The following is an 11,023-nucleotide window of genomic DNA, read 5'->3' on the forward strand; positions in this document are numbered from 1 at the left end:
TAGCTTTTTAACTTTACAGGATAGCTTATGATTATTTGAAGTTCTGCGGCTTTGATATAGCTTCTGTGCTATCTCAGCATTATAGTCACTATTTATACTAGTGCGATTAAGTTCCTTTTTTATAGCTCTTTCACTATAGCCAATTTTATTGGCTATTTGAGATGTTTGGTATCCTAATTTAAGTAATTCTTCTATACAATATCTATTTGAAAGAGTTAAGTGCTTTGGCATTTTTTAGTTCCTTATCGTTTATTTTAGTTTCGTCAAAACCTAATAAACTATATTTGGAACTCTCTTTCAACTATTTAAAACTTTCAGAATAATCTAGCAATTCTTTTATTTCTTCTTTTCTGCTTACTTCAATATCAAATAACCACCCTTTTATGTAGCATGATTGATTGATCAGTTTTGGATTGTCTATTAGCTCTTTATTTACGCTTACAATTTTTCCAGATAATGGTGCGTAAATATCAGAAGCTGTTTTTACAGATTCAATCACACAAATCTCATCTTCTTTAACATATTCGTGATCTAATTTAGGTAAATCAACATAAACGATTTCTCCAAATTCATTCTGAGAATAATCATCTATACCTACTCTTGCTATATCACCTTTAATTTCAACCCATAAATTAGAATCTGTATATAAGTAGTTTTGATTTATTTCAGCCATAATTCCTCTTCGACAAAACATGTTTATTTTTAGCTAATAGATGATAATAACATAAAAATCCTTTAAAATTAATTTGTTAAACAAAAGTTAATACGTAGATATTTATGGACTTAAAAGATAAAAATATAATTATTACTGCTGGTGGCACAGGTGGACATATCTACCCTGCACTTGCAGTTGCTGAAATGCTAAGAGAGAATAATGCTAATGTCACGTGGGTTGGTACTCCTAATAGCATGGAAGCCAACATTGTACCTGAATATTTTAATATGCAATATATTAAATCTTCTGGTGTTAGAGGCAAAGGACTTAAAAGAAAAGTAGCATTCCCATTTACACTTATATCAAGTACACTAAAAGCGCGTAAGATACTCAAAAAACTAAAAATTGACTTAATCATAGGTTTTGGTGGTTATGTATCTGGACCCATATGTCTTGCTGCTGTACAAAAGGATATACCTATAATAATCCATGAGCAAAATGCCAAAATAGGTTTAACAAACAGAATATTAGCCAAGCTCGCTACTAAAGTGTGCCTAGCATTTGATGTGGAAGATATACAAAAAAGACTTAATACTAAGCAATTAGCTAAAACACAAGTTGTAGGAAATCCTATCAGAAAAGAGATTATAGCTCTTAATGATAAAACAAGGAATATAACCGAGAAAGATGAACTAAAACTTCTTGTCTTAGGAGGTAGCCAAGGAGCCAAAAGTATAAACAATATTATCCCTGACCTTATTGTCGAAGCTAATAAACAAGGAATAAATATAAAAGTATGGCATCAAACAGGTAAATTTTCTTTTGAAGAAACTAAAAATAATTACAATCAAGTTCCCTCAACACATATCAAAGATATATCAGCGTATATTAGTGATATGACCAGCGCTTATGACTGGGCAGATATACTAATTTGTAGAGCAGGAGCTCTAACAGTATCAGAATCAGCCATAGCTGGTGTTCCTGCAATATTTATACCATTACCGTCAGCTGTAGATGATCATCAATTTTTTAACGCACAAAATATGGTAAAAAATAATGCTGGATTTTGTATTATGCAAGATCAAATGACTTTGGAGAATTTAATAGATATAATTAAGCCTCTTTATGAAGATAGAGACAAACTTAAAGAAATATCACAAAAAGCAAAAAATACATTGATAAAAGACTCTAGTGAACAGATATTAAAAGCTGTAGAACAAATTTTGAACAAAAAATAAGGATTTAGAAATGAACTTTGATATGTCAAAGCTAATGCAACAAGCGCAAAAAATGCAAGAACAAATGAAAAAAGCTCAACAAGAGCGTGAAAATATGGAAGTAATAGGCGAGTCTGGAGCTGGACTTGTCAGCGTAACAATGACTGGCAAATATGATGTCAAAAAAGTTACTATAGATGATTCTCTAATGTCAGAAGATAAAGAAATGCTAGAAGATTTAATTGCTGCAGCTGTAAATAGCGCGGTTAAAAAAGTAGAAGATAGCTCATCCTCTGCGGATATTGGTAAAATGGCGAAAGAGGCTGGCATTGACTTACCGAATGGATTTAATTTTCCTTTTAAATAATGAACAATCAAATTTTCTCTCCCAAAATTACTGCTGTAATAGAATCTTTGCGTAAATTACCAACTATTGGTAAAAAATCGTCTCAAAGACTTGCATTATATTTACTTGATAAATCTCCGGAAATCGCTATTACAATTGCTAACTCTCTGTTAGACGCAGCTGAAAATATCAAAAAATGTAAATATTGCCAATCTCTTACTGAAAAAGATGTTTGTGATATCTGTAGTAGCCAAAATAGAGATGAATCTAAGTTATGCATAATTGAAAGTATGCTAGATTTGGTCGCTATTGAAGAAGCATGTTTTTTCAAAGGAAAATACTTCGTACTAAATGGCAGAATATCTCCGCTTGACGGTATAGGACCAAATGAACTAAAACTTGATATTTTAGAGCAAATAATTATAAATAGAGAAATAAGTGAGATTATATTAGCTATAAGCCCCACTGTAGAAGGAGAAACAACTGCTCACTTTATTTCTCAAATGATTGCTAAAGATATAAAAATCTCTAGAATTGGCTTTGGAGTTCCTTTTGGTGGTGAATTAGAATATTTAGATCAACAAACATTAATTCACGCTTTTAATGCCAGAACTAATATCAAATAATTTATTTATTTAATATTCTTTCGATATCAACACAAACATCTATTTTTCTGACTAAGCGAATTAATAAGTATAGCTCTCTTCTATTTCTAACTACTACAACACAAGCAAGTTTTGCATGTTTATTATCTACAAACATCATATCAAAACTTCTAATATTAACCCCCTCTCTAGCAAAGGTAGCTGTTATCTTAGCAATTGCACCTGGAATGTTTTTGAGCATAATAGACAATCTAGCTCTAAAACTAGGATCATCATCAGCATTTGTAAACCAATAAGCATTGATCTGTTTAATTTTTCCATCTTTAATTTTAGAGTACAGCTCATTACAACTTTTTCTATGAACCTCAACATTCCCTTCTTCATTAACGATGCCAATTATTTCATCATTCGGCAATGGCAAGCAACAGTCTGCTATACGTGAATCATATCCATAACGGATTTGAATTTTAGCCATTGCTGATTTCTTATACGCACTACGCATATCATTAAAATGCTTAACAATAAAATCAATAAAGTTGTTAGGATCAATTAAACCAAGCCCAGTATCCAAATAGAAACGATTTATGGTATCTATACCTTCATAGTTAAATAAAGCTCCATCAACAATCTCATTCGGAACTTCTTTTAAATCCACACCAAGCAGCCTGAGTTCTCCCTCTACAATATCCTTACCTCTAATATAGTCAATATTTCTATATTGTTGCTTCAAGAAGTCTTTGATAGCAGATTTTGCCCTACTAGTCTCGGCAAACTCTAACCAAGCTGGATTAGGATCAGCAACTGCAGAGGTAATAATCTCGACATTATCACCTTGTTTTAGGCGATAATTAAGTGGTACTGGCTTTCTATTGACTTTAGCAGATATACACTTATTACCAATATCAGTGTGAATAAAATAAGCAAAATCTATACATGTCGAATTAACAGGTAGTTCGACAATATTACCTTGAGGGGTAAATACAAATACATCATTACTAAATATATCTGATTTAACATTTTCTAAAAACTCTACCGAACTAGCAGTATATACGTTTATATCTGATATTTTTTTGAGCCATCTTTGCAACGCTTTGTCAGTTTTTTCACCAATTTTGTAACTCCAATGAGCCGCAATACCATATTCTGCTTGGTAATCCATATGATCTGTTTTTATCTGTATTTCTAAAGGAATATTATATGGGCCTAAAACTACTGTATGAATAGAGCGATAACCATTTGCCTTTGGTGTCGCAATATAATCTTTGAATCTTTGAGGAATAGGCTTATACAATTCATGAACTTTACCAAGAGCGATATAGCAATCAATACGATTTGGGACAATAACTTTATAAGCATACATATCCATAATCTCATCAAATGAGATGCCTTTCTTACGCATTTTATTATAAATACTATATAAAGTTTTCTTACGTGATTTAATACCATCATCTATAACGATACCACTTAGCTTATCAACCAAGGCATCTTTAACCTGCTGAAATACTTTTTCTTTATTTTTCTCTACTTTCTTAACTTTTTCTTCAAGAATATGATATCGATAAGGATTCATTCCTTCAAACGCAAGAGTCTCTAATTGCTCTTTGAGAGTATTGATACCTAGCCTATGAGCTAAGGGAGCAAAGACATCTAAAGTTTCCTTAGATATCCTACGTTTTTTCTCTGGTTTTAGAGGAGCTAAGGTTCGCATATTATGCAATCTATCGGCTAGCTTAATGAAAATCACTCGTACATCTTTAGTCACAGAAAGTAGCATTTTTCGGAAGTTTTCTGCTTGCTGTTCTATCTTATTTTTATGTCTAATCTGTGTAAGCTTAGTCACACCTTCAACTAGTTCTGCTACCTTATCACCAAAAAGAGTAGCGATATCTTCTGCTGTATGATCAGTGTCCTCAACTACATCATGTAATAAAGCCGCTATAATGGTATCAACATCCATATGAAGCTCTGCTAATATACAAGCTACAGCAACAGGATGTGTGAAGTATGGCTCACCTGAGCTTCTAACTTGAGTCTCATGAGCATCCGCACCAAATATAAATGCTTTAGCTATCTTAAGTCTTTCCTCAGAAGGTAAGTACTTAGAAATCAACTGATTTAAACTATAAAAACAAAACATATTTAATTAATATTTTTTACTAATATTTAATTAAATAATAAATTGAATTAAAGACCAAAGCAATTTATAACTACTTTGATTTGAAAGAAATTAGATATTTTCTTGAAATAAATGCCATAAATACTATCAACGCAATATCTATGATAAGCAATGCTGCTGCTAGAGCTGTATTATATTTCTTCTGAGAGAAAACCGCACCCTGTCCAGGTGGTACAACTGTAGTAGGATTATAAGTCATACCATATGTTTTGATAATACTAGAGTTTATATCTCTTACATTTACTACAGGAATATCTTCTTTCAAAAAGTTAACCGCAACAGAATTTACGGTACTATATTCCGGAGGAAGTTTAGAAGTAACACCTGTAGGAAAACTATGTATTTTCAGAACTTGATCATTAGAAGCTACATTAGTTGCTTTTTTATCAGTTTTTGACTTCTTGTCTGATTCTTCAAGCTTGACTGTCGGTTGCTTCAAACCAATAGAAGCCATATTACCACCAACATTTATGTAAGCTTTTATACTATCATTACCAGCAGCCTCTTTGTACATCTTTAGACGTTTTGCAACAGAAGTATTTGTAGAATCTTTATATGGAATGTTGATTACTTTGAAGTTATTTCTTTTAATAGCATCGTTTAATTTAAGTATAGCCCCTGGTGTCATTCCATAACCATTATCATGAGATCCACCTAGAGTAATCCCTAAAACATCAAAATCAAATATTCCTTTTTCAACTAAGTTTCTATATATATCAGGCCATGTAAATCCTGGTCTATTTGCACCAAATTGTGATGCGCCTGCTGAAAATATAATCAAAGGTTTAAGCTTCAGTGTTTTGATAGCTGATAGCATAGCTATATCTAATGCTGCGTAAGATCCAGTCCCTTGTACAGCAACAGTATCACCCTCTTGAAGATTAAGCTGACTTAGCCATTGAACAAAAATAGCCGTCATATTTGGATTTACTGAAGATCTTTTTGCATATAAGTCACCAGAATCTGTAGTTATCTCAGTCATCGATAGACCTATTAATCCAGTACAAGATACATCACCCATTGATTTACATAAATAACCTTTTGACATAAAGTATCGTTGTGTTAGATCAAACGCTTTTTCTGTTAACTCTGCCGCTTGTAGCTTTTGAGTATAACCCTTAGTTTCGACAACTAGATTTTTCTCAACTATATATAAAGATATAATCATAAAAGCACTTAAGAACAATATGATATATCTAGATAAAAATTTACGGTGCCAATACATCGTTTTCATATTATATTCCTACTATTTGAGGTCCAATCAAAACTATTAGTAACAAACGTATAATAATAGAGGCGATTAATAAAGATCCTATTGTTTCTATAAGACCTTGTCTATCTATTGATAAAGTTATAAGTCCTGGAATAATATATCCAATGACCTGAATCTGGTTAGAGTAAAAGCTTGTAGTTAAGTATTGTGAAAACAACATGTTACAAACTGTACCTAATATAAATGATAAAAGAACTGTAATAGCTATCCTTCTTCTACCATAGATAATCATAAATTTTGACATAAACCTAACTATACCAAATATTATGATCGAAATAATAATAGTTGCTATAACTCTATCAGGAGCACCCATCTCTAGCGCAAAATAACCGGGCACAACCATACCACCAGTAGATAATCCTAACAGTGATACAAAAACCAAACCAACAATAAGACCAATACCTATCGAGAGCGTTAATGGATCCATACTTTCTCCTATTTATTTAAAAACTATAAACCATGTTTTTGTTTATGACTCTGATCACAGTAATCAACTAAGCTCATACCAATATCTTTAATATTACCAACACCTACCAGCATATATGTATTAGCCGGTTGAGTTAGATTAATTTTTTCTAGAATCTCTAGTGGCTCCATATCTTCACACACTATGACTTGAGCTGGCTTAATACCCAAAGATTTAGAGTATCTTTTGTAAAAAGACACAAACACATCTGTACCTGTACCAATAAGAGTTACCAAATCAGGCTTCTCCCAGTTTAATATAGCTTCTGCAATTTGCTTAGATCTATCTTCTCTATCGTCTCTACAATTAACAACTAATACTTTTTTATCACAATACTGATATTTACTGTATAACTTATCCCATAACATCTTAGTTGAAACAGGATCATTTGCAGCAAAAGCATTAGCAAAATTCATCTCAGCATTATTAATATCAAAATTATACTCTGTCATAGCACCAGGATCAGGAGTTGCCTCCCACATACCTTTAAGAGCGACATCTCTTGGGATTCCAAAATCATCAGTCACTTTTAGAGCTAGAGCAACATTGATCTTAAATTCAGAATATACAAATTTATTAACTTCATCATCAGAAACCAATTCAGCATCAGCTGCTGTAGCTACAATAAGCTCAGTTTCTCTATCTTTACAAGCATATTCAAAGAAATCAATATGTGTATCTTCTGCTGTGAAATACTTAGATTTCACAGGAACCGTGCCAGCTAATGCCTTAGCAACATCTCGTTCTGTCGGTCCCATCACATCTAGATGATCTGGGCGAGCATTTGTCAAAACACCATGAGTTGCTTTAATTAATTTCAATTCACATAACGATTGAAATAATGGTTGAAGAGCCATGCATTCAATTATTATAGCATCCGCTTTCGCACGTCTCGCTTTAAACATTATTTTGACTTGCTCAACAATATTGCTAAAACCAATTCTAAAAACAGGTGTTTCTGTTCCATCTACATTAATATATCTAGCCAATGTACCAGTAGTTTTTGCTACAGTCCTATAACCTCCAGCCCTAACTCCAGCAGCAATCAATCTTGCGACACTTGATTTACCTCTAGTACCATTTACATGAATCCTAATAGGAATACTCTTGATACTAGCGTTATGTACAATATTTTCTACTATAAGATACAAACACAAAATTACAAATACTATTATGATTAACCAAAAATCCAAAACAGCCACCTCATGCGTAACAAAAATCACTAATAATTATAACACCCATATTATTGAATATATACAGTGACTATATTAAACTTAGTTTTATTTAGACATCTACATATCTTGTCTCAGGCATAAAATATACTATAGGAATCATAATAATAGAAGCTACTACTAAGAGCCATGCTGGTGCTAGTAGACTACCTGTAGAGACAACCAAAGATGTAGCAACAAAAGGTATAGTCCCCCCCAAAAAAGAATTACCAATATTATAACTCAGACCATTTCCACTATAGCGGTATTTTGTATTAAAGAGTTCAGGAGCTGCTGCCCCATATGCACCCCATATTGCCATCAAAGGTACGCTTAGAACAATCATTGCGAGAATAAGTGACGCAATGCCCATTCCCATAATCATAAAACTAGGATATGAAAAAATCAGATAAATAATAATAGAGAACTTTATTAATGGTTTTCTACCAAGACAATCACTTAAATATCCCCACAAAGGTGCAGAGAAAGAAAAAATCAAACTAAATATAGTCACTATTGCTAAAGAAAAAAACTCTGAATAATTAAGCTCAACAAAATAACTACTCAAATATGAAAGTACTAAGTAATACATGATATTAGCATATGCTGATAAGGCAATCGCAAAAAACAAAGGTTTTTTTTGTATGCTAAACATTTCTCTTACTGGCTTTACCGATACATCTCCTTGAGCTTCAAGCTGTTCAAAAGAATAACTCTCAGGTATTAGCATCCTCATTAATAAAGCAAGTAAAGCAAGCATAAGACCAATTATATAGCCGATCCTCCATCCCCATAAGTCCAGAACCTCTTGACTAAAAATACCAAATAAGATCATTGCAACTAGTGATGCTAAAAAAACACCAGTACCTGAAGACATAGTAGCAAAACTTGCAATAAACCCTCTTCGATCTGGTTTTGTAGACTCAATCATAAAAACCATGACTCCACCATATGATCCTCCGATAGAGAATCCTTGAAGTAATCTCATCAAAACTAGTATAGCAGGAGCTAACATTCCAATAGTCTGATATGTCGGGAGAATAGCAATTACAAACATTGGCAATATCATCATGACTACAGAGATTATCAGTGCTTTCTTACGACCAAACCGATCACCAAAACTACCCATAATAACACTGCCAATTGGTCCCATGAAAAATCCTGCGGCAAAAACCCCAAAAGTCATTAATATAGCAGTATATTTACTAAAATCTGGAAAAAACACGCTAGCAATAACAGGTGTTAGATATGCGAAAAGCATAAAATCATACCATTCAACAATGGTACTTGCTGAAGCAAAAAAAACGTGCCTTTTTGAAAAACGATTCATTTATTATAAAAACTTATATAGCTGAGAATTATACTTTATATTTAAAAATAAGATATTTCAATCACAAAGATTGAATTAAAAATAATGATTACACAATAAAAGAATAAATGAAAAATCTAGTGGTGCGGACGGGGAGACTCGAACTCCCACGGTTGCCCGCTGGAACCTAAATCCAGTGCGTCTACCAATTTCGCCACGTCCGCAATATTCTGGGGTGATTGATGGGACTTGAACCCACGACAACCGGAATCACAATCCGGGACTCTACCAACTGAGCTACAACCACCATTACAAATTGCTATTTCAACAATGTATGGCACGTCTGGCAGGATTCGAACCTGCTACCCTCGGCTTAGAAGGCCGATGCTCTATCCAGATGAGCTACAGACGCATCAAAAATGGTCGGAGCAGAGGGATTTGAACCCACGACCCTCTGGTCCCAAACCAGATACGCTACCAAACTGCGCTATGCTCCGACAATTTCTAAATAATGGTGGCCTGAGGCGGAATCGAACCACCCACACGAGGATTTTCAATCCTCTGCTCTACCGACTGAGCTATCAGGCCAATGACAGGTATTATACATACACCTATATGCTTAAGTCAACACTTTTATAAGTATTTTATTACATTTTTTCTTCATAAAAAGTTTTTATATTTTTACCATCCGCATAAGCATACAATGTCTGTGCTACAGAAGTAAATCCGGAACAAATATTGCCCTGCTTATCAATAGCTATAAGACCTACACAATCACCATGAACATCGCTCTCGGCAATAGATTTATCTACTACTTGTGATAATGACATTCCATCTTTGACTCTAGTTGCTATTTTTGCTGCTACTGCTTGGTTGATGATATGCTCACCAATACCCGTACATGATATACCCATAGATTCATTGGCAAAATTACCAGCGACAGTTGGACTATCACCCACCCTACCAGGATATTCAAAGCCAGCTCCTCCAGTTGAAGTAACTGCACAGATTTTACCCTTAGAATCTAGAGCAACAACCCCTATTGTTCCTGTATAGCCTTTTTTTAGTTGTAAGTACTCTTGATATCTTTTTTCAGTCATTGGGTTATATGTTGGTAGACCCATCACATCATGAGCAAATGTAGTAGCTTGATCTCCAGCCAAAACACTATGATGTTGTTGCATTAATCTATTTGCAACTTCTATAGGGTTTTTTATATTTTGAATATTTATCACACCTGCAAACTTTTGTTTTTGACTATCGATTATAGATGCCGACATTCTGATTTGTCCATCTTGCTGTACCCTTGAACCTGTACCGGCATTAAATATCTCATCATCCTCAAGAAGTTTTGCTGCGAAAACTGCTGCCTCATTTGCATCATCTATATCTTTTAGGTAATTATAGGCTTTTTGAATAATTGGTAATAAATGTTGATGATAATCGCCAAATGATGTGTTTTTATCTTCTCTAGCTCCACATCCGCCATGAATTATAATCTTTTGCATAACAGCTCCAATTTCAAATTAATATTGTATATACAAATATGATTATATCTAAGATACTCAAAATCTCATACAACAAATATACTTGAAGTTAATTAAATAATTATGATGTAAACAGATTAAAAGCTAGATTGTATTCTCAATGTTTATAGAGATACCAAAATGTACTTCATTAGGTGTCAAGTAATTTAAACATTTCTTAGGTCTATTATTCAAGTCTATCTGTAACTTTCTAATGTATTGATGAGATATATTGTTAA

General features: G+C 33.3%; 11 protein-coding genes, 5 tRNA genes and 1 pseudogene. 3 read left to right on the top strand and 14 right to left on the bottom strand.

The genetic code is table 11. The features are described from left to right. Positions 1-231: helix-turn-helix domain-containing protein (locus F8C69_RS05715; RefSeq protein WP_159183974.1), on the bottom strand; the 231-nt coding region annotated here is incomplete at its 3' end. 70 nt (positions 232-301) lie between these two features. Next, entirely contained in the window at positions 302-673 is a 372-nt protein-coding gene (locus F8C69_RS05720) for a glycine cleavage system protein H (RefSeq protein WP_159184519.1), read from the bottom strand. 104 nt (positions 674-777) lie between these two features. Here F8C69_RS05720 and murG point away from each other — a divergent pair, with 104 nt between their 5' ends. From murG to recR, 3 genes are read left to right on the top strand one after another with little or no spacing between them, the layout of a single operon-like run. Then, positions 778-1,893 carry an undecaprenyldiphospho-muramoylpentapeptide beta-N-acetylglucosaminyltransferase gene (gene murG, locus F8C69_RS05725; RefSeq protein ID WP_159184520.1) on the top strand — a complete coding sequence of 372 codons (1,116 nt, stop codon included), beginning with the start codon at positions 778-780 and terminating at the stop codon, positions 1,891-1,893. Positions 1,894-1,903: 10 nt separating this feature from the next. Beyond that, positions 1,904-2,239, top strand: coding sequence for a YbaB/EbfC family nucleoid-associated protein (locus F8C69_RS05730; protein WP_004288003.1), 336 nt, complete (start codon positions 1,904-1,906; stop codon positions 2,237-2,239). Beyond that, complete coding sequence (recR, locus tag F8C69_RS05735; RefSeq protein WP_159184521.1) at positions 2,239-2,844, top strand: recombination mediator RecR; 606 nt, start codon at positions 2,239-2,241, stop codon at positions 2,842-2,844. The genes F8C69_RS05730 and recR overlap by 1 nt, the downstream gene beginning before the upstream one ends. A 1-nt stretch (position 2,845) precedes the next feature. Here the strand turns inward: recR and F8C69_RS05740 are convergent, their stop codons facing one another. The 12 genes and pseudogenes from F8C69_RS05740 to F8C69_RS11415 form a co-directional block, all read right to left on the bottom strand. Then, positions 2,846-4,960: a RelA/SpoT family protein gene (locus F8C69_RS05740; RefSeq protein WP_159184522.1), complete on the bottom strand. Its 2,115-nt coding sequence runs from the start codon at positions 4,958-4,960 to the stop codon at positions 2,846-2,848. 70 nt (positions 4,961-5,030) lie between these two features. Further along, positions 5,031-6,233: a poly-gamma-glutamate system protein gene (gene pgsW, locus F8C69_RS05745; protein ID WP_159184523.1), complete on the bottom strand. Its 1,203-nt coding sequence runs from the start codon at positions 6,231-6,233 to the stop codon at positions 5,031-5,033. A gap of 1 nt (position 6,234) precedes the next feature. Next, a complete protein-coding gene (pgsC, locus tag F8C69_RS05750) occupies positions 6,235-6,699 on the bottom strand; it encodes a poly-gamma-glutamate biosynthesis protein PgsC (protein WP_159184524.1) in 465 nt (154 codons plus the stop codon). A 23-nt stretch (positions 6,700-6,722) separates the two neighbouring features. Further along, positions 6,723-7,940 carry a poly-gamma-glutamate synthase PgsB gene (pgsB, locus tag F8C69_RS05755; RefSeq protein WP_159184527.1) on the bottom strand — a complete coding sequence of 406 codons (1,218 nt, stop codon included), beginning with the start codon at positions 7,938-7,940 and terminating at the stop codon, positions 6,723-6,725. Positions 7,941-8,022: 82 nt separating this feature from the next. Further along, positions 8,023-9,279: an MFS transporter gene (locus F8C69_RS05760; RefSeq protein WP_159184525.1), complete on the bottom strand. Its 1,257-nt coding sequence runs from the start codon at positions 9,277-9,279 to the stop codon at positions 8,023-8,025. Positions 9,280-9,399: 120 nt separating this feature from the next. Continuing rightward, positions 9,400-9,482 (bottom strand) — tRNA-Leu (locus F8C69_RS05765). Between the two features lie 7 nt (positions 9,483-9,489). After that, a tRNA-His gene (locus tag F8C69_RS05770) sits at positions 9,490-9,565 on the bottom strand. 28 nt (positions 9,566-9,593) lie between these two features. Next, positions 9,594-9,670, bottom strand: a tRNA-Arg gene (locus tag F8C69_RS05775). A gap of 8 nt (positions 9,671-9,678) precedes the next feature. Further along, positions 9,679-9,755: transfer RNA gene (locus F8C69_RS05780), tRNA-Pro, on the bottom strand. Between the two features lie 15 nt (positions 9,756-9,770). Continuing rightward, positions 9,771-9,846, bottom strand: a tRNA-Phe gene (locus tag F8C69_RS05785). 59 nt (positions 9,847-9,905) lie between these two features. After that, positions 9,906-10,766 carry an isoaspartyl peptidase/L-asparaginase gene (locus F8C69_RS05790; protein ID WP_159184526.1) on the bottom strand — a complete coding sequence of 287 codons (861 nt, stop codon included), beginning with the start codon at positions 10,764-10,766 and terminating at the stop codon, positions 9,906-9,908. Between the two features lie 123 nt (positions 10,767-10,889). After that, positions 10,890-11,023, bottom strand: a pseudogene (locus tag F8C69_RS11415) (IS30 family transposase); the annotation flags it as partial.

It is taken from the genome of Francisella noatunensis subsp. noatunensis (genome assembly GCF_009823375.1).
Classification (GTDB): Bacteria; Pseudomonadota; Gammaproteobacteria; order Francisellales; family Francisellaceae; genus Francisella; species Francisella noatunensis.